The organism is Actinoplanes sp. NPDC049599 (assembly GCF_044465625.1).
GTDB lineage: Bacteria > Actinomycetota > Actinomycetes > Mycobacteriales > Micromonosporaceae > Actinoplanes.
Genome location: NZ_JBITLX010000003.1, coordinates 13,158 through 33,967, shown reverse-complemented (window position 1 = coordinate 33,967; position 20,810 = coordinate 13,158). Strand labels below are relative to the sequence as shown.

Annotated in this window: 22 protein-coding genes; 10 read left to right on the top strand and 12 right to left on the bottom strand. The window is 72.4% G+C overall.

What is annotated here, in order from left to right; genetic code table 11:
* Positions 1-13: 13 nt before the first annotated feature.
* A complete protein-coding gene (locus ACIBQZ_RS06305) occupies positions 14-1,237 on the top strand; it encodes a chitosanase (protein ID WP_396087403.1) in 1,224 nt (407 codons plus the stop codon).
* Here the strand turns inward: ACIBQZ_RS06305 and ACIBQZ_RS06300 are convergent, their stop codons facing one another.
* From ACIBQZ_RS06300 to ACIBQZ_RS06285, 4 genes are all read right to left on the bottom strand, one after another.
* On the bottom strand, positions 1,238-3,598 hold the full coding sequence (locus tag ACIBQZ_RS06300; protein WP_396087402.1) for a transglycosylase domain-containing protein: 2,361 nt from the start codon (positions 3,596-3,598) through the stop codon (positions 1,238-1,240).
* A gap of 92 nt (positions 3,599-3,690) precedes the next feature.
* The gene (locus tag ACIBQZ_RS06295; protein ID WP_396087401.1) at positions 3,691-4,932 is read right to left on the bottom strand and encodes a family 16 glycosylhydrolase; all 1,242 of its coding nucleotides are present in this window, start codon (positions 4,930-4,932) and stop codon (positions 3,691-3,693) included.
* Positions 4,933-5,040: 108 nt separating this feature from the next.
* Complete coding sequence (locus tag ACIBQZ_RS06290; RefSeq protein ID WP_396087400.1) at positions 5,041-6,117, bottom strand: carbohydrate-binding protein; 1,077 nt, start codon at positions 6,115-6,117, stop codon at positions 5,041-5,043.
* A gap of 99 nt (positions 6,118-6,216) precedes the next feature.
* Positions 6,217-6,585, bottom strand: coding sequence for an ATP-binding protein (locus tag ACIBQZ_RS06285; protein WP_396087399.1), 369 nt, complete (start codon positions 6,583-6,585; stop codon positions 6,217-6,219).
* A gap of 77 nt (positions 6,586-6,662) precedes the next feature.
* On the opposite strand from ACIBQZ_RS06285, the gene macS reads away from it, so the two are divergent.
* Both macS and ACIBQZ_RS06275 read left to right on the top strand, forming a co-directional pair.
* Entirely contained in the window at positions 6,663-7,793 is a 1,131-nt protein-coding gene (macS, locus tag ACIBQZ_RS06280) for a MacS family sensor histidine kinase (RefSeq protein ID WP_396087398.1), read from the top strand.
* 31 nt (positions 7,794-7,824) lie between these two features.
* Positions 7,825-8,454, top strand: coding sequence for a response regulator (locus ACIBQZ_RS06275; protein ID WP_396087912.1), 630 nt, complete (start codon positions 7,825-7,827; stop codon positions 8,452-8,454).
* On the opposite strand, the gene ACIBQZ_RS06270 is transcribed toward ACIBQZ_RS06275, so the two are convergent.
* The 6 genes from ACIBQZ_RS06270 to aroA form a co-directional block, all read right to left on the bottom strand.
* Complete coding sequence (locus tag ACIBQZ_RS06270) at positions 8,451-9,008, bottom strand: DUF5709 domain-containing protein (RefSeq protein WP_396087397.1); 558 nt, start codon at positions 9,006-9,008, stop codon at positions 8,451-8,453. The two genes, ACIBQZ_RS06275 and ACIBQZ_RS06270, sit on opposite strands and share 4 nt — an antisense overlap.
* 10 nt (positions 9,009-9,018) lie before the next feature.
* The gene (locus ACIBQZ_RS06265; protein WP_396087396.1) at positions 9,019-9,801 is read right to left on the bottom strand and encodes an ATP-binding protein; all 783 of its coding nucleotides are present in this window, start codon (positions 9,799-9,801) and stop codon (positions 9,019-9,021) included.
* A gap of 142 nt (positions 9,802-9,943) precedes the next feature.
* Positions 9,944-10,810, bottom strand: a complete 867-nt coding sequence (locus ACIBQZ_RS06260) for a hypothetical protein (RefSeq protein WP_396087911.1) — start codon at positions 10,808-10,810, stop codon at positions 9,944-9,946.
* A gap of 70 nt (positions 10,811-10,880) precedes the next feature.
* The gene (gene hisN / locus ACIBQZ_RS06255; protein WP_396087395.1) at positions 10,881-11,696 is read right to left on the bottom strand and encodes a histidinol-phosphatase; all 816 of its coding nucleotides are present in this window, start codon (positions 11,694-11,696) and stop codon (positions 10,881-10,883) included.
* Between the two features lie 206 nt (positions 11,697-11,902).
* Positions 11,903-12,955: a ribosome small subunit-dependent GTPase A gene (gene rsgA, locus ACIBQZ_RS06250; protein ID WP_396087910.1), complete on the bottom strand. Its 1,053-nt coding sequence runs from the start codon at positions 12,953-12,955 to the stop codon at positions 11,903-11,905.
* A 2-nt stretch (positions 12,956-12,957) separates the two neighbouring features.
* Positions 12,958-14,250 (bottom strand): 3-phosphoshikimate 1-carboxyvinyltransferase, encoded by a 1,293-nt coding sequence (aroA, locus tag ACIBQZ_RS06245; protein WP_396087394.1) that lies wholly within the window; start codon positions 14,248-14,250, stop codon positions 12,958-12,960.
* A gap of 68 nt (positions 14,251-14,318) precedes the next feature.
* On the opposite strand from aroA, the gene ACIBQZ_RS06240 reads away from it, so the two are divergent.
* From ACIBQZ_RS06240 to rsrA, 5 genes are all read left to right on the top strand, one after another.
* Positions 14,319-15,008, top strand: coding sequence for an SOS response-associated peptidase (locus ACIBQZ_RS06240; protein ID WP_396087393.1), 690 nt, complete (start codon positions 14,319-14,321; stop codon positions 15,006-15,008).
* A 230-nt stretch (positions 15,009-15,238) separates the two neighbouring features.
* Complete coding sequence (locus ACIBQZ_RS06235; protein ID WP_396087392.1) at positions 15,239-15,634, top strand: WhiB family transcriptional regulator; 396 nt, start codon at positions 15,239-15,241, stop codon at positions 15,632-15,634.
* An 11-nt stretch (positions 15,635-15,645) separates the two neighbouring features.
* Positions 15,646-16,245, top strand: coding sequence for an alpha/beta family hydrolase (locus ACIBQZ_RS06230; RefSeq protein WP_396087391.1), 600 nt, complete (start codon positions 15,646-15,648; stop codon positions 16,243-16,245).
* 70 nt (positions 16,246-16,315) lie between these two features.
* Entirely contained in the window at positions 16,316-17,149 is an 834-nt protein-coding gene (locus tag ACIBQZ_RS06225; protein WP_396087390.1) for a sigma-70 family RNA polymerase sigma factor, read from the top strand.
* Positions 17,146-17,433 (top strand): mycothiol system anti-sigma-R factor, encoded by a 288-nt coding sequence (rsrA, locus tag ACIBQZ_RS06220; RefSeq protein WP_396087389.1) that lies wholly within the window; start codon positions 17,146-17,148, stop codon positions 17,431-17,433. The genes ACIBQZ_RS06225 and rsrA overlap by 4 nt, the downstream gene beginning before the upstream one ends.
* A 66-nt stretch (positions 17,434-17,499) precedes the next feature.
* Here rsrA and ACIBQZ_RS06215 read toward each other — a convergent pair whose 3' ends face one another.
* Positions 17,500-17,574: a 50S ribosomal protein bL37 gene (locus ACIBQZ_RS06215; protein ID WP_369814844.1), complete on the bottom strand. Its 75-nt coding sequence runs from the start codon at positions 17,572-17,574 to the stop codon at positions 17,500-17,502.
* Positions 17,575-17,716: 142 nt separating this feature from the next.
* Between ACIBQZ_RS06215 and ACIBQZ_RS06210 the strand changes: the two genes are divergently transcribed.
* Positions 17,717-17,932: a biotin/lipoyl-binding carrier protein gene (locus tag ACIBQZ_RS06210; protein WP_396087388.1), complete on the top strand. Its 216-nt coding sequence runs from the start codon at positions 17,717-17,719 to the stop codon at positions 17,930-17,932.
* On the opposite strand, the gene ACIBQZ_RS06205 is transcribed toward ACIBQZ_RS06210, so the two are convergent.
* Entirely contained in the window at positions 17,922-19,550 is a 1,629-nt protein-coding gene (locus ACIBQZ_RS06205) for a tetratricopeptide repeat protein (protein ID WP_396087387.1), read from the bottom strand. The two genes, ACIBQZ_RS06210 and ACIBQZ_RS06205, sit on opposite strands and share 11 nt — an antisense overlap.
* Before the next feature lie 196 nt (positions 19,551-19,746).
* On the opposite strand from ACIBQZ_RS06205, the gene ACIBQZ_RS06200 reads away from it, so the two are divergent.
* On the top strand, positions 19,747-20,781 hold the full coding sequence (locus ACIBQZ_RS06200) for an SIS domain-containing protein (RefSeq protein ID WP_396087909.1): 1,035 nt from the start codon (positions 19,747-19,749) through the stop codon (positions 20,779-20,781).
* Positions 20,782-20,810: the final 29 nt, after the last annotated feature.

Sequence of the window (20,810 nt, the reverse complement as noted above, 5' to 3'; positions counted from 1 at the left end):
CTAGCTTTGAGGGGTGGGCATCCGGGCAAAGGCGGTCGCGCTGGGAACGGGCATCGCCGCCGTCTGCACCGTGCCGCTGGTCATCACCGTCACCGCCGACGCGGCGCCGGACGTGCTGCTCTCCAAGGGCCGTCCGGCCGTCGCGTCGGCCGGCAACGACGCCACCAAAGCGGTGGACGGGTTCGGCGGCACCCGCTGGATCACCGGGTCGGCCGGCACCCAGTGGCTCCGCGTCGACCTGGGCCAGGCGCAGGACGTCAGCCGGGTCCGGCTGCGCTGGCCGGACGCGTACGCGACGGCCTACCGCGTGCAGATCTCCGGCGACGGCAGCAGCTGGCGTGACCTCTACCGCACGTCCCGCGGTGACGGCGGCACGGACGACCTCAGGAAGCTCCACGGCACCGGCCGCTACCTGCGCGTGCTCGCCACTCAACCGGCCACCGGAACCGGCTACTCGCTGTACGAGGCGCAGGTCTTCGGGCCCGGTCCGGCCGCCCCGGTTGCGGAGAACACCCCCGCGGTGACCGGTTCCTCGCTCGCCGCCGGGCTCACCGACGCCCGGAAGAAGGCCTTCGCGCTCCAACTCGTCTCCAGCGCGGAGAACTCGACGCTGAACTGGCGCGGCGAGTACGGCTACCTGGAGGACATCGGCGACGGGCGCGGCTACACCGGTGGCATCGTCGGCTTCTGCTCCGGCACCTCCGACATGCTGGCGCTGGTCACCGAGTACACCCGCCGCGTACCGGGGAACAAGCTGGCGCGGTACCTGCCGGCCCTGCGCGCGGTCGACGGCTCGGACTCGCACGCCGGGCTTGATCCCGGCTTCCCGGCCGCCTGGAAGGCGGCCGCGGCGGACCCGATGTTCCAGCGGACGCAGGAGGACGAGCGGGACCGGATGTACTTCGCACCCGCGGTCGCCCTGGCCACCGCCGACCGGGTCCGCGCGCTCGGGCAGTTCGCCTACTACGACGCGGCCGTGATGCACGGCCAGTCCGGGCTGCGCGCCATCCGCGCCGACGCCATGCGCACGGCGCGGACGCCCAAGCAGGGTGGCGACGAGACGGTGTGGCTCAACGCGTTCCTGGACGCCCGGGTCGCGGAGATGCGCACCGAGGAGGCGCACAGCGACGTGACCCGGGTGGAGACCGCCCAGCGCGTCTTCCTGCGGTCCAGCAACCTGGACCTGAACGGGCCGCTGAGCTGGCGCGTCTACGGCGACAGCTTCACGGCCCGCTGATCAGCCGCCGCCGGGCTTGGCCTTGTCCTTCTTCGGCTTGTCCGGACCCTGGCTGATCTGGATGCTCACGAAGCCGCCCTTGATGGTCCGGCCGTCCGGTGCGGTGCCCGCGGCCTGACCCTTCGGGCAGCTCGACGCGACCTCGGTGCCCACCCCGACGGTGAAGCCGGCGTTCTTGACCTTGCTGGTGGCCGCGGCGACGCTCAGGCACTCCACGTCCGGGATCGAGCGCTGCTCACCCTCGGCGATCTTGTTGCCGGAGGGCTTCTTGAACTGGTCCTTCGGCTTGCCCTTCATGATGTCGCGCACGGTCTCCCAGACCGCCGGGTTCACGTTGTCGTGGCTCAGCCGGTACGGGTGGTTCTGGTAGTCCGGGTTCACCAGATAGCCGGCGACGGTGATCGAGGTGGTGCTGATGATCAGCGACGCCGTCTTGTCGTGGTCGGTGGTGCCGGTCTTGCCGAAGATCGGGTGCCCGATGATGCCGCGTGCGCTGCCCGCCGTCCGGCCGCTGCAGCTGCCCAGCTGGGCGTAGTCGCCGACCGGGCAGCGGGCCGCGTCGATCGCCGCGCGGGCCACGTCCGGCTTGGTGGCCTGCCGGCAGTGCGGCTTGCCGACGTCGAGCTTCTCGCCCTTGAGCGTGGTGATCTGCTGGACCGGCGTCGGCGCGCAGTACTTGCCGTCGGCGGCCAGCGTGGCGTACGCGTTGGCCATGTCCAGCGGGGTCGAGGCCGACACGCCGAGGGTGAACGCACCCCAGTCCTTCGCGTGCTTGGTGGCCATGTCCAGCTCCGTGGGCTCGCGGAACTGCACACCGAACCGCTGGGCCACGTCGACCACCTTCTCGGCGCCGACGCTCTCCTCCAGCGGCACGAAGTACGTGTTCACCGACGCGCCGAACCCGGTCCACATGTTGAAGGAGCCCTGCTCGCCCTTCGCCGCGTTGGTCGGGCACCAGTAGCCGCCGCCGCACGAGGCCTGCCCGTTGTCCCGGTAGCCGGACTTGTAGCGGTACGTGGTGTTGATCGGGTACGCCAGCGGGTAGCCGTTCTCCAGCGCCGCCACCATGGTGAACATCTTGAACACCGAGCCGGCCTGGTAGCCCTTGATGTCGCCACCGCCGGAGAGCAGCGGGTTGGTGGTGTTCGGGTAGGTGGCGCGGACTTTCTTGGCCGCCTTCTTCGGGTCCGAGGACCACTCGTTCTTCTCGGTGTCCAGGCTGTAGCGCCGGTTGGCGGCCAGCGCGCGGACCCGTCCGGTGCCCGGCTGGACCGCGGCGATCAGCAGCGCGTCGCGGTCGTCGGTGCCGAGCCGGTCGGCCACGTTCTTCCGGGCCGCCTTCTGCGCCTTGATGTCCAGCGAGCTCTGGATCCGGTAACCGCCGCTCTTCAGGCGCCGCTCCCGGTCGTACGGGGTCTGCCCGAACTCCGGCCGGCTGAGCCACCACCGGTAGAAGTAGTCGCAGAAGAAGCCCCAGTTGTTGGCCTTCACGGCCGCGCAGCCGTTCCCCGCCCGCTGCGCGGTCCGGGCGAGCTTGACCTTGGTGGCGGCGGTCGCCTGCTCCGGGGTGATGTAGGCGAGGTCCCGCATGTTGCCGATCACCCAGTTGCGCCGTTCCAGCGCCTTGGGGTAGCCGCGGGTCGTCGTCGGGTCGAAGCCGCTGGGCGCCTTGACCATGCTGGCGAGCAGGGCGGCCTCGGCGACACTGAGGTCCTTGGGGGTTTTCTTGAAGTAGACCTGGCTGGCCGCGTAGATGCCGTACGAGCCGTTGCCGAAGGGCGCCGCGTTGAGGTAGCGCTCGAGGATCTGCGGCTTGGTGAGTTCCTTCTCCAGCTGCATGGCGTACTTCATCTCGGTGACCTTGCGGGTCGGGGTGTCCTCGGTGGCGTCCACGACCTCCTGCGGGCTGGTCGCCGAGTACGCCAGCGACATCTTCACCAGCTGCATGGTCAGGGTCGAGGCGCCCTGCTTGTCGCCGCCGTTGTTGTTGTTCACCAGCGCCCGGACCGAGCCCTTGAGGTCAACGCCGTTGTGCTTGAAGAACTGGTGGTCCTCGGCGGCCACGATGGCGTTCTGCATGGTGAGGGCGATGTCCTTGAGCGGGACGTCGCTGCGGAACTCGTCGTAGAACACCGCGATGGGCGTCTTGTTGTCGGCGGCGAAGACCCGGGTCAGCTGCGGCGCGGTGGCCTGCTTGAGCTGGCTCGGCAGGCTCGCGAACGCCTCGCTGCCGGCCTTGGCAGCGAGGCCGGACATGCCGACCGCGGGGAAGGCGGCCGCGGCCACCGCGACCCCGGCCAACAGGCCGCAGACCAGGAGCGAGGACACGTTCGTGACGAAGTGGTGATCGCGTCCGCGCATCAAGGAGATCCGTTCGGGGTGAGATGACAATCAATACCGCCCGGGTCGCCGAAGCGGCCCGGGCGGCAGAGTAACGGTCGTACGCAAACAGGTCAGACCTTGGTCCACTTCTGGTTCGTGGTGCCGCCGCAGTCCCACAGCTGCAACTGGGCGCCGTTGGCGCTGTTCCAGTCCTTCACATCGACGCACTTGTTGGCGGAGACGTTCACCAGGTCGCCCGCGCCGGACAGGGTGAACCGCTGCACCGGGTTGCCGTTGCAGGTGACCAGCTGGATCGGCGTGCCGTTGGTCAGCGCGCCGCCGGCCGGGTCCATGCACTTGCCCAGGCCCCGCAGCGTGCCGTCGCCGTTCGGCGTCCACTTCTGCGCGGTGGTGCCGTTGCAGTCCCAGAGCTGGAGCCGGGCGCCGTCCGCGGCGTTGCCGCCGGGGATGTCGATGCAGCGGTTGCTGAAGTTGGACCGCAGCGCGTTGCCGCCGGTGCTGGGCGGCGGCGTGGTGCCGCCGTCGGTCCACGCCGAGACCCGGACGTAGTCGACGAGCATCGTCTGCGGGAACTGCGTGGTGCCGTCGGGGTAGCCGGGCCAGTAGCCGCCCACGGCCACGTTCAGGATCATGAAGAACGCGTGGTCGAACACCCACTGGTCGCCGCCGAGGCTGGCCGGGGTGACCCGGAAGTACTCGGAGCCGTCGACGAACCAGACGATCAGGTTGGGCGACCACTCCACGGAGTAGTTGTGGAACGCGTCGCTGAGCGGGGCGCCCAGGTTGCGGTTGCCGCCGATGCCCTCGGCGCCGGAGTAGCCCGGGCCGTGCACCGTGCCGTACAGGGTGTTCGGGTCCTTGCCGACGTTCTCCATGATGTCGATCTCGCCGGTGGTCGGCCAGTTGCTGCCGCCGAGCATCCAGAACGCCGGCCAGATGCCCTGACCCTTCGGCACCTTGATGCTGGCCTCGAAGCGGCCGTACCGCTGGCTGAACTTGTCGGCGGTCAGGATCCGGCCGGAGGTGTACTGGCAGGTGCCGTAGTGGCACTGGTAGTTGGCCGGGTTCTCCTTGCGGGCGGTGATCGCCAGGTGACCCTGCCCGTCCTGCCGGACGTTGCTCGTGGAGTTCGTGTAGTACTGCTGCTCGTTGTTGCCCCAGCCGCTGCCGCCGATGTCGAACTTCCACTTGCTGGCGTCAACCGGGGCGTTGGCCGCGCCGTTGAACTCGTCCTGCCAGGTGATGCCGCCGATGGCGGCGTCCGCGGCGTCGTTGCGGGAGGCGGCCACCAGGCCGCCGGTGAGGGTCACGGCGACCACGGCAGCCGCGAGCAGTATCCGGGTTTTACGCATGGGGATGGAGCCTCCGGGGGAAGAGGTTGTTAACACTTTTAGCAGTGTTTACAGATAGACCGGTTTCAGTCAAGGGAGACTGGTTCCGGAACCCCGGATAACCCTTTTCTAGATCTTTTTGAAGAGCGCCGGCAGTGCGGTCGGCTCCCAGCCCGGCAGCGACGTGTGCGTCTCCAGCACCTGGTACTCGACACCCTTGAAGGTGACCAGCTGGCCGGCCACGTAGTCGGTGAACGGCGCCCAGGCCTTGGCAGCCGGCGGCGCGGTCGTCGGCGGAGTGGTCGGCTCGGCCGGCGGAGTGGTCGTCGGTGCCGTCGTCGGAGCGGTGGTCGGCGGCTCGCTGGTGGGCGGGTCCTCGGCCGGCGGCTCGGTGGTGGGAGCCGTGGTGGGGGCGGGGGCCGGCGGGGTCGTGGCCGGCGGCGCGGTCGGCTCGGCCGAGGCGTCGGCGCCGGAGAAGCTCACCGAGTCGACGGCCATCCGCGCGGGCAGGTCGGCCCGGGACCGGTTGTCGTCCACGCCCAGGGTCAGCGCCAGCCGGAACGCCCGGCCGGTGTCCAGGCCCTCCAGCGCCTCCCGCTTGACCGGCGCGCCGTCCACCGACACCACGGCCTCGCCGGGCTTCCACTCCACCGCGTACGTGTGGAACTCGCCGTCGGTGACCGGCTCGGCGAGCACGTTGAACGCGCCGGAACCCGGCCGCTCGGCATCCACGAGCTCGAACGCCGGCTGCACACCCTCGCCCGCGGGTGCCTTGATCCGCGCCTCGACGCGGCCGGTGGTGCCGCGCAGGGCGCTCTTGCTGTAGAGGCGTGCGGTGGAGAGGGAGTTGTTGTCCTCCCCGCGCAGCACGATCACCAGGTTGCCCTCGCCGTCCAGCCGGGCGTTCCGCACGCTCTCGCTGAACTGCAGGTTGTCGTTGACCCGGTCGGTGCGCAGCGCCCACTTGGCCGGGTCCACCGTGCTGCCGCGCTGGCCGGAGAAATCGTCGGCGAACGCGGGCAGCGACCGCACCCGCTCCCGGTCCCGGCGGCTGTCGTTGCTGCGGTTGCGCTCCGCGGCGTCCGCGCTGTCGTTGCGGGTGGGTAGCCAGACGGCGGTCACCAGTCCGGCGGTCGCGACCACGAATGCGACGACTAGTCGGGGGCGCAGCCACGAGGGCTGCTGCGGCGCGCTGTGTCGCGGCACGGGGGAACCTCCGGGGGCAATGGTGCACAAGCGTCAGCAGTGACATAAGAAGATCGGGAGCCAAAGGTCAAGTTCGGGACGGGAAAATTAAAAAAAGTTTCAGGATTTCGAGCCGGTCCGGCTGGAAATGCGCACGGCCGTACCGTCGGGTCCGGTTTTGATCTCACATGTGTCCGTCAGTTCCCGGACCAGTAAAAGGCCCCAGCCGCCCGGTTCGTCCGGTGCCGGGCGAGCCCCGTCCAGGCCGGCGCCGTGGTCGCTCACCTCGCACACGACAAACCCGTCCGCGGCGGAGAGCGTGAGATGCCCGACCCCGCCGCCATGCCGTACGGCGTTGGTGAGCAACTCGTTGACGGCCACCACAAAATCGTCGAGCCGGCCACCGGACAGGCCCGCCGCGCCGGCCCGGGCCGCGACGGTGTGCCGCAGCGGGGTGACCCCGTCACGGTCGAACGCCTCGGAGAGCAATGCCGTACCGATGCCTCCGACGGTAGGCGACGTCTGATCATTCCGCTGGGCGAGCGGGTTTGTGGGATGGTCTGCGCATGGCGCAAGCGAGTGGGCTGCAGAACCCCCTGTGGCGCGCGATCGCGGTGTACCGGATCGCGGCCCTGGTCTATGTGGCGATCCTGGTGGTCCGCAACGTCGGTGCCTACGAGCGGCCGATGCTGGCCTGGCCGGTGCTCGCGGTGACCGCGGCGTGGACGGTCTGCACCACGTACGCGTATGCCGTGCCGGCCCGGCGCCGGGCCCCGCTGCTGGTGGCCGACCTGCTCGTCACGATGGGCGTGATGACCGCCAGCCTCTGGGTGGTCGGCCGGTCCGCGCTCGAGGAGGGCCGCCCGACCCTGGCCGTGGCCTGGCACGTCGCCCCGGTCATCGCCTGGGCGGTGGCCGGCGGCCGGCGCTGGGGCATCGTGGCGGCGCTCGCGATGGGCGCCACCGACCTGACCGTGCGCGCGCACTACGACCAGGCGGCGTTCACCGGCACGGTGCTGATGGTGCTCGCCGCGACCGCGGTCGGTTACCTGGTCGGCATCGCCGAGGTCTCCCAGCGACGCCTGGCACGGGCCATCCAGCTGGAGGCGACGATCCGCGAGCGGGAACGGCTGGCCCGCGACATCCACGACTCGGTGCTCCAGGTGCTCGCCCTGGTCAAGCGGCGCGGCGCGGGGCTGGACGGGGAGGCCGGCGAGCTGGCCCGGCTGGCCGGCGAGCAGGAGGCGGCGCTGCGCACGCTGGTCACCGGGCGCACCGCGGAACCGGTCGACGAGCACGCCGAGGTCGACCTGATCGCGTTGCTCGACCCGTACGCGTCGGCCACGGTGTCGGTCGCCGCGCCGGCCGGCGCGGTCCGGCTGCCCTCGCGGGTGGCCACCGAGCTGGCGGCCGCCGTGGGCGCCGCGCTGGACAACGTGGTGCGGCACTGCGAGCCGGGCACCAAGGCCTGGGTGCTGGTCGAGGACGAGCCCGCCGAGGTGACCGTGAGCGTGCGCGACGAGGGCTGCGGCGTGCCGCCGGAACGGTTCGCCCAGGCCGAGCAGCAGGGCCGGCTCGGCGTCGCCCAGTCCATCCGCGGCCGGATCGCCGACCTGCGCGGCACGGTGCGGATCACCTCCGCGCCCGGGCAGGGCACCGAGGTGGAACTCACCGTGCCGCGCGCCTCGATAGGCTGAGGCCGTGACAGAGGCACCCAGGACCCGGGTCATGGTCGTCGACGATCATCCGATGTGGCGCGAGGGGGTCAGCCGCGACCTGACCGCGGCCGGCTACGACGTGGTCGCCACCACCGGCGAGGGCCGTCAGGCGGTCCGGATCGCCGCGGCCGCCCGCCCCGACGTGGTGGTGCTCGACCTTCAGCTGCCGGACGTGTCCGGCGTCGAGGTGATCAACGGGCTGCTGGAGGCGGTGCCCGGCGTGCGGGTGCTGATGCTCTCGGCCAGCGGCGAGCAGCAGAGCGTGCTGGACGCGGTCAAGGCCGGCGCCAGCGGCTACCTGCTGAAGTCGGCGGCCCAGGCCGAATTCCTCGAGGCGGTCGGCCGCACCGCCGCCGGCGACACCGTCTTCACGGCCGGGCTGGCCGGGCTGGTGCTCGGCGAGTTCCGCCGGCTGGCGGTCGAGCCGCCGCCCGCGGACGGGATGACGCCGAAGCTGACCGAGCGCGAGACCGAGGTGCTGCGGCTGGTGGCCAAGGGGCTGTCGTACCGGCAGATCGCCGACCGGCTCGTCCTCAGCCACCGCACCGTGCAGAACCACGTGCAGAACACGCTCGGCAAGCTCCAGCTGCACAACCGGGTGGAGCTCACCCGCTACGCCATCGAGCAGGGCCTGGACTAGCGGTAGTCCGGCGCGGTGGTCTCGTGCATGGCCAGCTCCTCCGCGCTGGCGCCGCCGCCGGCCGCACCCGCGTCGTAGGCGACGCTGTCCGCCTCGTCGTCGGTGCCGTAGCCCTCGTCGGTCGCCACGATCCGGCCCACCGGCCGCGGGCTGTCCGCGTCGAGCTGGCCGTCGTCGTAGAGCGAGATCGCCGAGTTCGGGTCCGAGGTCGGGCCGGCGCCCCACACGTCCGCGTCGAACTGCCGCTGCTCGGAGGAGTCGACGGTCTCGTCGATCGGGTCGCGGCCGGGCGGCAGCGGGTCCTCGGCGCCGACGTCGGGTTCCTCCTGGCGCAGCCGGGAGTCGAACGGCTCGCCCTGGCGGGCCTCCTCGGCGGTGTCGCCGAAGCGGTTGGAGCCGCCCGGGCCGACACCCGGGAGCGCGGCCGGGTCGGCCCCGTCGGCCCACCGGCTGCTCTCCACCGAGTCGTACGCGTTCGAGTCGGCGTCCGCGGTCTCGGGCAGCCCGGAGGCCTCCGGGTCGGACACCTCGGTCGGGTAGTCGTTGTCTCGCATGACCTGCTGACTACCCGCGCGCCTGGCCCGCCATGCCTGTGCTGGGGAGTTCCTTGCCCACCTGGTCGTACGGGTCCAGCAGCGCCCAGACCACCTTGCCGTCGGCCAGCACCAGGCTGCCCCAGCGCTGCGCCACCGAGTCGATGAGCAGCAGCCCGCGGCCGCCGTACGAGGTGACCGGCACCGGCCCGCCGGCGAAGTGCGGGACATGGGTGGACCGGTCGCGGACGGCCACCGACACGCTCCTGCTGTGCCGGGCCAGCATGACCGTCATCGGGGTCCGCGCGTGCGCCACCACGTTGTTGACCATCTCGGTGACCACGATGCAGGCCGGGCCGGCGAGGTCGGGCAGATCCCAGCGCCCGCAGGCCTCGGTGACCAGCTCGCGGGAGCGCCGGGCGGTGCCGACCACGGGTTCCAGGGCGGCCTGGAGGAAGAGCTGGGGCTCCGGGGCGCCGAGGGCGGCGATGGCGTCACCGGGCGTCGGCCAGAGCGGCAGCCCGGCGTGCCGCCAGCCGGCGGCATCCGCCTCCGCTCCGCCGGTGGCCAGCAGGAGGTGGCAGCCGGGCCAGAGGGCGGCGTCCCGGGCCACCTCGCTCAGGACGGTGGCCGCGGCGGGGTCCTCGACGGTCAGCTCCCGGACGTCGACGACGACGGCCTCGGGCTGCCCGGCGAGCAGGTCGAGCAGCCAGGACCGGATGCTCGGGGCGGTGCCGGCGTCGAGCACCCCGGCCAGCCGGCAGACCGGATAGGTCTGCCCGCCGTCCACCTGGTGTCGGACCTCGCTCAGCATGATCACTCCATTGTGCCTAACGCGTGTGGATCTCGCATGCGGGCGCGATCCTGCCCACTTTAGGCCCGATTGGGGCACGTGCCTGTTATGAGGCAGATGGGCATGTCTGGGGAATACCCCAGGAACGGCGGCTCATGCGCGATCACCGGCCGGCGGGGTGCAGCCGTACGCCGTCCGGGCGCCGGCCTGCGGCGGAGCGGGCGGTCGCGTGGTGGTGCTGCGGCTCGGCGTACCGGGTCATCGCGATCACCGCGCCCAGCGTGACCACGAACCCGACCGCGGCCAGCCACTCCCGGCCCGGATGGATCCGGTCGCCGAGCAGCAGCAGCCCCACGATCGCCGCGGGCACCGCGCCGGCGGCGTCCATCGCGGCCACCGCCGCCGTGGTCGACCCGCGCTGCATGGCCAGCCCGAGCAGCAACTGACCGACGATCGAGTGGGCGATCAGCAGGTACAGCAGGGGGTTGGTGCAGTAGCCGGCGAACGAGTGCTCGAGGGCCAGCGGGCGCGCCGCGATGGCCGCGGCCGAGAAGGCGATGCCGGCCAGCGAGCCGAGCGCGACCGAGCCGAGGGCGCCGTGCAGCCGGACCGCGAAGAAGCCCAGCACGGCGATGACCAGCACGGTCACCGCGAGACCGACGACGCCGGCGGGACCGAGCTGGCGGGCGTGGGCGGGCTGGGCGGACAGCACCAGCGCGGTGATCCCGCCGAGCAGCAGCACGAGCAGCGCGACCTCCGCAACCGGCAAGGTCCACTTCAGCACCAGGACGCCGAGCAGGGCCGTCACGCCGAGCCCGGCGGCGACGCTGGCCTGCACCAGGAACAGCGGCAGATCACGCCGGGCGATGAAGGCCAGGACAAAACCCAGGACCTGACAGACCAACCCCAGAAGATACGTACGGTGACAGGCCAGTCGCACCAGCAACTGCGGGTCGAAGGTGTGGTGCACGCTCGTGCGGGCCGCCGCCATCGACTGCAACAGGTTGGCGACACCGTACGCGGCAATCATCGCGGCGAGATAGAACCAGCCCGACGACATCACCCGGCGAGAATAGACCAGGTTCGGCGCAGCCCGGAGACTAACGGTGCGTCAACGGGGCACCGGCGGCCAGCCGGCCCAGGATCTCCCGGTGCAGGTGACTGTTGGTAGCGATGGCGCTCCCGTCGCCGGGCGCCCGCTCACCGGCGAGATCGGTGAACGAGCCGCCGGCCTCGGTCACGATCGGGATCAGCGCGGCCACGTCCCACAGCGACAGCTCGGGCTCGACCATGACGTCCACCGCGCCCTCGGCGAGCAGCATGTAACCGTAGAAGTCACCGTAGGCCCGGCTGCGCCAGGAATCCCGCATGATCTGCAGCATCGGCTCCAGCCGGCCGGCCTCCTCCCAGCTGGGCAGGCTGGCGTAGCAGAAGCTGGCGTCCTCGATCCGGCGCACCGCGGAGACCGAGATCCGGCTGGCGGCCCGCTGGTGCTTGCCGGCGTAGGAGCCGTGGCCCAGCGCGCCCCACCAGCGGCGGCCCAGCGCGGGCGCGGAGACCAGCCCGGCGACCGGCCGCTCGCCGTCCAGCAGGGCGATCAGGGTGCCCCAGACCGGCACGCCGCGGATGAAATTCTTGGTGCCGTCGATCGGGTCGATCACCCAGTGCCGGTTGCCCTGCCCGGCGGGCGGCGTGGACATGCCGAACTCCTCACCGAGCACCCCGTCCCGCGGCCGGGCCCGGGCCAGCGTCGATCGGATCGCCTGCTCGACCGCGGTGTCGGCGTCCGAGACCGGGGTGAGGTCGGGCTTGGCCTCGACCCGCAGGTCCAGGGACCGGAACCGGGCCATGGAGATCGAGTCCGCGGTGTCGGCGAGCAAGTGGGCGAGGGCGAGGTCATCGGCATACGAGGCCATGCGGGCACGCTAGCCGATCCACCCACCCGAGCCGGTCCGGGCCGCGCCGGTCCGCGCCGCGCCGGGTCGCGCCGGGCTGCGCCGGGCCGGTCCGCGTCGCGCCGGTCCGCGCCGCGCCGGTCCGCGCCGTGCCGTGCCGGGTCGCGCCGGGCCGCGCCGGGCCGGGCCGCGCCAACCCGGGCCGCGTGAACGCGCCGGGCCGGGTGTTACTCGCTCTGGTCGCGGGAGTTGTCCTCGCCGGCGCGCGAGCTCAGCAGCCGCCGGTAGGACGCCAGCCGCCGCGGGTCCGCCTTGCCCGCCGCCACCCACGCGTCCAGCTTGCAGTCGCTGTCGCCGACCGTGTGGCCGCAGTTCGGCGGGCAGTCGATCGTGCCCTCGACCAGGTCCGGGAAGCCGTGCAGCAGGCTTTCGGCGCTCACGTGCGCCAGCCCGAAGCTGCGGATGCCCGGCGTGTCGATGATCCAGCCGGGGTCGCCCTTCTTGCGCACCCGGGGCAGCCGCAGCGCCACCGCGCTGGTCGAGGTGTGCCGGCCCTTGCCGATCGCGCTGACCACGCCCACCGCGCGCAGCGCGTCCGGGACCAGCCGGTTGACCAGCGTGGATTTGCCCACCCCGGAGTGGCCCACCATGACCGAGATGCGGCCGGCCAGCCGGTCGCGCACCTCGGTCAGGTCGCTCTCCGGCTTGACCAGCACGTAGCGCAGGTCCAGCTCGGCGTAGTAGTCCAGCACCCCGGCCGGCCCGGCCAGGTCGGCCTTGGTCAGGCAGAGCAGCGGCTCGATGTCGGCGTCGTAGGCCGCCACCAGGCAGCGGTCGATGAACCCGGTGCGCGGCTGCGGGTCGGCCAGCGCGCTCACAATGACCAGCTGGTCGGCGTTGGCCACCACGACGCGTTCGAGCCGGCCCTCGGGGGTGGTGTCGTCGTCGTCCGCGGTGCGGCGCAGCACCGACGTGCGTTCGGCGATCCGGACGATCCGGGCCAGCGCGCCGGGCGCCCCGGAGGTGTCGCCGACCAGCGCCACCCGGTCGCCGACGACTACGGACTTGCGGCCCAGCTCGCGGGCTCGCATCGCCGTGATCAGCTCGTCGAGGTGCTCGGCGTCCTCGCGGATGCAGCCGTACCGGCCGCGGTCCACGGTGATCACGAGCGCGTCGACGGCGTCCTCGTGCTTCGGTCGCGTGCGGGTACGGGGACGCGACGACCGCCCGGGTCTGATCCGGACGTCATCCTCGTCGTACTCGCGCTTCTTGCCCGGCAGCTTCAGCTCCCTGTCACGAGGTCTGCCCAGAGCTCGGGGAATTCCGGCAGGGTCTTGGAGGTACACGCTACGTCGGTGAGGCGGACGCCCTCGACGGCGAGGCCCAGCACCGCCGCGAAGTGCGCCATCCGATGGTCGGCGTAGGTCTCGAGGACGGCGGCCCGCAGCGGCCCGGGAGTGATCTCCAGGCCGTCGGGATGCTCGACCACCTGGGCGCCGGTCTTGCCCAGCTCGGTGGCGAGCGCGGTGATCCGGTCGGTCTCGTGGCCGCGGATGTGTGCCACCCCGCGCAGCTCGCTCGGGCCGTCGGCGAGCGCGCACAGCGCCGCCACGACCGGGGTCAGCTCGCTCACCTCGGACAGGTCCGCCGTGATGCCGTGCAGCGCGCCCGTGCCCCGCACCGTGAGCCCGGCGTCGTCCTGGGTGACCTCGGCACCGAGGGCGGTCAGCAGCTCGGTCAGCCGCCCCACCGGCTGCCAGCTGTCGCGCGGCCAGCCGGCCAGCGTGACCGTGCCGCCGGTGACCATCGCCGCCGCGAAGAACGGGGCCGCGCCGGAGAGGTCCGGCTCGATCTCCCAGTCGCGGCCGCGCAGCCCGCCCGGCTCGACCGCCCACACGTCGGGCACGCTCTCGTCGACCGTGGCGCCCGCGGCGCGCAGCATGTGCGTGGTCATCCGCAGGTGTGGCGCGGACGGCACCGGCGGGCCCTCGTGCCGCAGCACCAGGCCCTTGGCGAAGCGCGGCGCGGAGAGCAGCAGCCCGGAGACGAACTGGCTGGACCCGGACGCGTCGATGACCACCTCGCCGCCGGCGACCAGGCCGGTGCCGCGGATCACCAGCGGCAGCCCGCCGGTGGGCGAGGCGTCGATGTCGACGCCCAGCGCGCGCAGACCCTCGACGATCGGGCGCAGCGGCCGGTTGCGGGCGTGCGGGTCGCCGTCGAAGGTGACCGTGCCGTCGGCCAGCGCGGCCAGCGGGGGCGCGAACCGCATGATGGTGCCGGCCAGCCCGACGTCGACCCGGGCCGGCCCGCGCAGCGGACCGGGCTCGACCGTCCACACCTCGTCGGCGGTGGTGTCCACCGCGACGCCGAGGGCGCGCAGCCCGGCGGCCATCAGCGTGGTGTCGCGGGCCCGCAGCGGCCGGCGGATCTCGGACGGCCCGTCGGCGAGCGCGCTCAGCACCAGCGCCCGGGCGGTCATCGACTTGGAGCCGGGCAACCGCACGGTGGCGGTGACCGGCCGGCTGCTGACGGGGGCCGTCCAGGGGCGCTCTTGGGCTGTCACGGCACCCATTCTGCCGTTCGGGTACGACAGCCCGCGCGGGGCAACACGAACGCGTCCCCCGGCGTAGGGTCGGCCCCATGTGCGGGCGGTACGCGACAACGCGGAACGAAGCCGACCTCAGCCTGCTGTTCGACGCCACGAGCGTCACCGAGGCGCTGGGGCCGAGCTGGAACGTCGCCCCCACCGACCCCGTTCCGCTGGTCCGGATGTCGCAGCGGCACGCCGGCCGGGTGGTGGATTCCGCCCGCTGGGGCCTGGTCCCGCCGTGGGCCGACGACCCGCGCGCCGGCGCCCGGATGATCAACGCGCGGGCCGAGACCGTGGCCACCTCGCGCGCCTTCGCGTCGTCGTTCCAGAAGCGCCGCTGCCTGGTCCCGGCCGACGGCTGGTTCGAGTGGGTCCGCGACGGCAAGCGCAAGCAGGCCTACTACATGACCCCGCGCGACTCCTCGGTGCTGGCGTTCGCCGGCATCTGGACGATGTGGCGCGAGCAGCTGCTGACGTGCAGCGTGCTGACCACGGCGGCGCTGGGCGGGCTGGCCGAGGTGCACGACCGGATGCCGCTGATCCTGCCGCCGGAGCGCTGGCCGCAGTGGCTGGCCGGCGACGCCGATCCGGCCGCGCTGCTGCAGCCGATGTCGCCCGCCGGGCTCGCGGCGATCGAGGTCCGGCCGGTCCGTCCGGACGTGGGAAACGTGCGGAACAACGGGCCGGAGTTGCTGACCCCGGCCGTGCCGTTGACCGAGGCCGAGGTGACGCTGTTCTGAGCCGCGACCAGAGATCATCACGGGTGTCCGAATTGCCGCTTCGCTGACAAACGCGAAGAGGTTTCTCCCCTTATGCAATCGTTTGTAATTGCCAACTTTGTTGCGAGATAGATAAGACCCTTGTTCTGATCTTCCTCCGTGCGATAGAAACCAGCGCCGGTGTGATGTCGATCCGTACGGTGCGGACCGCCCATCACGGCTTTACCGGTACCCACGGGGGAGGTGGGCTGATGACACGTGCTCGAATGCCGCGTCCACATGAGGTCGCCATTGCCAGGCGCGACCCACGGCTGCTCAGCGCGATCGACGAACGCCGCAGTGATGAAGCGTGGCGCACCCGCGGCGCCTGCCGCACAGTCGATCCGGAAACGTTCTTCCCGGCTCCGAACGAGCCGTCCGAAAGCGCGGTCGCGCTCTGCGGCCGTTGTGAGGTCCAAGGGCCGTGCCTGGCCTGGGCCCTGCAGGTGGGCGACTGTCACGGAGTCTGGGGCGGCACGACGCCCCGCGAGCGGCGGGCCATGCTCGTCGCCTGGCGGGAACGCGTGCAGCCGGACGGCGAGGAAGTGAACGACGGGCCGGACGAAGAAGACCGCCGCTTGCTCACACTGGTGCCGATAAGCCGCTAGACATAGGAGCTGTGCGCAGCTTCCCGATCGAAACACCGCGCGGGCCGGCGGGGATCCGGATCACGGACCCCGCCGGCCCGCCGGTCTGTCAGCTTGTTCTCGGTCACGGCGCGGGCGGCGACGTCGACGCGCCCGACCTGACGGCGGTGCACGACGCGGCCGTGGCCGCGGGCGCCCGGGTGGTGCTGGTGACCCAGCCCTACCGGGTCGCCGGCCGCCGAGCCCCCGCGCCCGCCAACCACCTGGACGAGGCCTGGACCGCCGTGGTGACCGGGCTCACCGGCGGCCTGCCGCTGGTCGTCGGCGGCCGGTCCAGCGGGGCCCGGGTGGCCTGCCGGACGGCGGGGCAGCTCGGCGCGGCCGGGGTGCTCGCGCTGGCCTTCCCGCTGCACCCGCCGGGTAAGCCGGAGCGCAGCCGCGCCGCCGAGCTGCCCACCCGGATCCCGACGCTGGTGGTCAACGGCGACCGGGACCCGTTCGGCGTGCCCGAGCCGGGCGGCGCCGTGGAGGTGGCCGTACGCCCCGGGGCGGTCCACGATCTGCGCCGCGACCTGCCCGGCACGGCCGAGATCGTCGTCTCGTGGCTGCGGGCCCACAGCTGGGCCCGCTGAGTCGGAATGCGGACACCCCCGAGGTCGTTGCACCACCCGGAAGGCTGTACGTCGGAAGGGGTACCCCAAAGTGCATGCCGGAACCGGATTTGCCGAGCGTGGCGGTCTCCAGGCGCGCCAGGTGCAGCACCTGCTGCACGCGCCTGAGTGGCCCGCCGCTGTCCCGGCACCCGTCACGTCCTCGGTGAGCGTCAGCACACCGGCGGTTTTTGAATCTGCGGACGGGGCACTACCCGTATCCTCGGCGGGGCGGTCGAGGGGAGACGTGCGGGTGACGCCAGCAGAGCGGACGGAACGGACGGAACGCAGCGAGAAGACCGAGGTGCGCCGGGCGCGCTTCGAGCGTGACGCGCTGCCCTTCGTCGACCAGCTGTATGCGGCGGCGCTGCGGATGACGCGCAACCCCGCCGACGCCGAGGACCTCGTGCAGGAGACCTTCCTGAAGGCGTTCTCCGCGTTCCACCAGTTCGAGGAGGGTACGAACCTCAAGGCGTGGCTGTACCGCATCCTCACCAACACCTACATCAACTCGTACCGGCGTAAGCAGCGGCAGCCCGTGCAGGCGCCCACCGAGGAGATCTCGGACTGGCAGCTCGCCTCGTCGGAGTCGCACACGTCCGCCGGGCTGCGCTCGGCCGAGACCGAGGCGCTGGACCGGCTGCCGGACAGCGACATCAAGGACGCCTTGCAGCAGCTGCCGGAGGACTTCCGGTTGGCCGTCTACCTCGCCGATGTCGAGGGTTTCTCGTACAAGGAGATCGCCGACATCATGGGAACGCCGATCGGCACCGTCATGTCCCGGCTGCACCGCGGCCGGCGGAACCTGCGCAAGCTGCTGGAGCAGTACGCAGTGGACCGTGGCATCACGCGTAGCTCCGGCGCGACCGCCGCACAGGAGGCGTGAGCGACGTGAACGACGAAGCCCAGAAGACCGACTGCAGCGTCGTGATCGGCGAGGTCTACCTGTATCTCGATCTGGAGTGCAGCGACGACCGGCGCGAGCTGATCCAGCGGCACCTCGACGACTGCTCCGACTGCCTGCGCGAGTACGGCATCGAGCACGAGGTGAAGGCGCTCGTCGCCCGCTGCTGCGGCGACGAGATCGCGCCGAAGGAGCTGCGCGAGCGGCTCCGGACCAAGCTCAGCGAGTACGTGGTCGAGGCGGAGAGCCACGAGTACCTGCCCTGATCCCTGGGCTCGACGTGCGAAGAAGGGCCGGTAGCGCGAGCTACCGGCCCTTCTTGTCGTCCACGGTCAGGAGTTGGGACGCTTGCCGTGGTTCGCAGCGCTCTTCTTCCGGGCCTTCTTCTTGCGTGACTTCTTCGCCATGTCGATCTCCGTTCGTCTCCGCGGTCAACCCGCCGATGGTAGACGCTCCGGCCCCGACGGCCCGGCACGCCCCATATGCCCACGCGGCCGGACCGTGATTGGATACCGTCACCCGAGTAGCGCCGACGAGGAGGACTTCACCATGGCCGACGAGATCCGAGCCGAGATGGTGGCCAACGTGTGGAAGATCGTGGCCGCCGCCGGCGCCGAGGTCGAGGAGGGCGACACCCTGGTGATCCTCGAGTCGATGAAGATGGAGATCCCGGTGCTCGCCGAGTCCGACGGGGTCGTCTCCCAGCTGGCGGTCAACGAGGGTGACGTGGTGCAGGAAGGCGACCTGATCGCCGTCATCGAGTAGTGCGGCCGGAGAGCCAGCGCCGCAGCCGCTCGCCGCGCCGGCGCTGGCGGGGCAGGACCGGCGCCGCGTGCTCCTCCTCGGCGCGCACCACGGCCGCGGCCTGCTCCCGCACCGCCGCCGGCAGCTCCGGGGTGGCCAGCGCGAGCTGCGCCACCGACCAGGAGATCGGGTGCCGCGCCGCGGCGCTCGCGGCCAGCCGCCGGGTGATCAGCTCTGCCACGTCGGCGCGCGCGGACGGCTCCACCCACGCGGCGGTGACCAGCGCGAACAGCGCCGCCTCGGCGATCTGGTCGAGCCCGCCGGAGGCCAGCTCGACGAGCAGCCGGCGGCGCTCCGAGCCCGCCCACGGCTCGTCGGTGCGCTGGTGCAGCAGCCCGAGACAGGCCCAGACCTGCGCGCAGCGCGTCCACAGCGCCGGGTCGTGGGTGGCCAGCGCCTGACCCACCTCGTTGTCCGGGGCCGGCGGCGGGGCGGCGATCAGGGCCAGCAGGTCGGCCGGCTCGAGCAGCACCATGCCGAGGGCGGCGTCGTAGGCCGCCGGCGGGTGCGGCCAGAGCGGGTGGGCGACCCGGTGCAGCCGCTGCACGGCGGCCTCCGTCGGCGGGCCCACGACGAACGGTTCGCGGCCCGGGTCGGTCGCGGTGCCGGGCCCGGACGGTACGCGACTGAGCCACGGCTGGTCGGCGCAGCAGTCGGCCAGGTCGGCGTGCTCGTGGGTGTCGTCCGGGTGGTCGCGCTGGAAGTCGGCGAGCCGGATCAGGTGGGTCAGGTCGCCGTCGGCGCGGTACCGCAGCCGGTGTGCGGTGTGCACGGCGCAGTCGAACTCGGGGTCCTTGGCCAGCGCCCGTTCGGCCCAGGCCAGCGCGTCGTCGAGGCGCCCGTGGTCGGCCAGGGTGCCGGCGATGTCGGCGTAGACGGAGAGGTCCTCGGGGTCGTACATGACCGCGCGGCGGAGTGCGGCCAGGGACTCCGGGATGCGGCCGGCGCTGCGGTAGGCGTACCCCAGCCAGATCTCGGCCAGCTTGGACGGCCGCAGCCGCGCGCCGCGGACGGCCCACTCCACCGCCAGCGTGGGTTCGCCGAGGCGGCGGGCGAGCGCGGACCCCGCGCCGAGCAGCATGGCCTGCTCGGGGTGGGCGGCCACGGCGTGCCGGACCAGCGTCAGATAGGGCAGCAGCGCCTCGCGCCCGGCCTCCGGCGCCGGGTCGCCGATCGTCGTGCACAGCTGCATGACGATCTGCGCGAGCAGTCCGGGCTCCATCCGGGCACCCAGCTCGGGGTCGCTGACCCACGGCACGCCGGCCCAGTCGACGCCGGGGGTGTGCCCGGTCGCGGCGACCAGCAGCGGCAGCCCGTCCTCCGGGCGGCCGGCCGCGGCCAGCAGGTGCGCCCGGGCGACCACGGTGCCGACGAAGGCGTGCTGCTCCAGCGGGAAGAGCTCCAGGCCGCCGTCGGCGCGGGCGGCGAGCCGGCTGAGCAGCTCGTGCGTCTCGGGCAGGGTCGGCGCGTGCGCGATGGCGCCGGCCAGGTGATCGGCGGCGTGGTGCATCTCGCCGCGCTCGAGCGCCGCGCGGGCCTGCTCGAGGTCGCGATCGGCGGAGCGCCGGGAGTCTTCCATGGCCACGCCTTCCTCCGGTGGCACGCCGTGTGCCACCGACGCGAGCCTAGGCGACGAGTGTGGATATGTCAGTCCGCATTTCCTGCGCATCCGTGCTCGAAACGTTGCGATTATCGGCTCTAAAGTGCAAGACTGCGCATGGAATGAGCGGTACCGCGCACGAAGGGGACGATCAGTGACGCAACTCGGCCAGGGGATGGCAGCCGACATCGCAGAGCAGCCGGAGGGTTACGCACGGCTGCTGGAAGGTGAGCCGGCGAAGGCGATCGCGGCGGTCGCGGCCCGGGTGGCCGAGCGGCGCCCCCGGCACGTCGTGTTCGTCGGCCGGGGCACCTCGGACCACGCGGCCCTCTACGCCGCCTACCTGACCGAGATCCGCCTGGGCCTCCCGGTCGGCCTCGCCTCACCCAGCGCCATCACCCTCTACGGCGCCCGTCCCGACCTGGCCGGCGCGCTGGTCGTGGGCGTCAGCCAGAGCGGCGGCTCGCCGGACCTCACCGAGGTGCTCAAGGTCGCCCGGGGCAGCGGCGCGCTCACCCTCGCGGTGACCAACAACCCCGACTCCACGCTGGCCCGCACCGCCGAGCTGTCGGTGGACGTGGCGGCCGGCCACGAGCGCGCGGTGGCGGCCACCAAGACCTACACGGCCGAGCTGTTCGCCCTGCTCCTGCTCATCGAGGGCATCCGCAACGGCGACGGCGCCCTGCCCGCCGAGGAGCGGACCGCGCTGGCGAAGCTGCCCGGGCTCGCCGAGGAGGCGCTCGCCGGCCACGGCGCGGACGAGCTCGCGCAGCGCTACCGCTTCGCGTCGCGCCTGGTCACGACCGGCCGGGGGTACGCGTACCCGACCGCCCGGGAGACCGCCCTCAAGCTGATGGAGACCTCGTACCTGCCGGCGCTGGCGTTCTCGGGCGCCGACCTGCTGCACGGCCCGCTCGCGATGACCGACCCGGACGTGCCCGTGCTCGCGATCGTCGGCACCGGGCCCGGTGGCGCCTCCATGACCGAGGTGGTGACCCGCCTCGGTGAGCGGCGCGCCGACGTCGTCACCGTGGGCGCCACCGACATCCCCGGCGCCGCCGGCCGGCTGGCCGTGCCGGCGGTCGACGAGCGGTACGCGCCGCTGCTCGACATCCTGCCGTTGCAGCGGCTGGCGCTGGCCCTGGCGCTCGCCCGCGGCGAGGACCCGGACGCGCCCCGCGGTCTCAAGAAGATCACCTCGACCCTCTGATCGTGGGAGTGCCCGGCGTGGGCATGGCA

Bases quoted from the DNA above. Each gene is read 5' to 3' on its own strand.
- ACIBQZ_RS06300 (WP_396087402.1), bottom strand. From the start codon at position 3,598: ATGCGCGGACGCGATCACCACTTCGTCACGAACGTGTCCTCGCTCCTG.
- ACIBQZ_RS06295 (WP_396087401.1), bottom strand. From the start codon at position 4,932: ATGCGTAAAACCCGGATACTGCTCGCGGCTGCCGTGGTCGCCGTGACC.
- macS (WP_396087398.1), top strand. From the start codon at position 6,663: ATGGCGCAAGCGAGTGGGCTGCAGAACCCCCTGTGGCGCGCGATCGCG.
- ACIBQZ_RS06275 (WP_396087912.1), top strand. From the start codon at position 7,825: ATGGTCGTCGACGATCATCCGATGTGGCGCGAGGGGGTCAGCCGCGAC.
- ACIBQZ_RS06270 (WP_396087397.1), bottom strand. From the start codon at position 9,008: ATGCGAGACAACGACTACCCGACCGAGGTGTCCGACCCGGAGGCCTCC.
- ACIBQZ_RS06265 (WP_396087396.1), bottom strand. From the start codon at position 9,801: ATGCTGAGCGAGGTCCGACACCAGGTGGACGGCGGGCAGACCTATCCG.
- ACIBQZ_RS06260 (WP_396087911.1), bottom strand. From the start codon at position 10,810: ATGATTGCCGCGTACGGTGTCGCCAACCTGTTGCAGTCGATGGCGGCG.
- hisN (WP_396087395.1), bottom strand. From the start codon at position 11,696: ATGGCCTCGTATGCCGATGACCTCGCCCTCGCCCACTTGCTCGCCGAC.
- aroA (WP_396087394.1), bottom strand. From the start codon at position 14,250: ATGGGTGCCGTGACAGCCCAAGAGCGCCCCTGGACGGCCCCCGTCAGC.
- ACIBQZ_RS06240 (WP_396087393.1), top strand. From the start codon at position 14,319: ATGTGCGGGCGGTACGCGACAACGCGGAACGAAGCCGACCTCAGCCTG.
- ACIBQZ_RS06235 (WP_396087392.1), top strand. From the start codon at position 15,239: ATGACACGTGCTCGAATGCCGCGTCCACATGAGGTCGCCATTGCCAGG.
- ACIBQZ_RS06210 (WP_396087388.1), top strand. From the start codon at position 17,717: ATGGCCGACGAGATCCGAGCCGAGATGGTGGCCAACGTGTGGAAGATC.
- ACIBQZ_RS06205 (WP_396087387.1), bottom strand. From the start codon at position 19,550: ATGGAAGACTCCCGGCGCTCCGCCGATCGCGACCTCGAGCAGGCCCGC.
- ACIBQZ_RS06200 (WP_396087909.1), top strand. From the start codon at position 19,747: ATGGCAGCCGACATCGCAGAGCAGCCGGAGGGTTACGCACGGCTGCTG.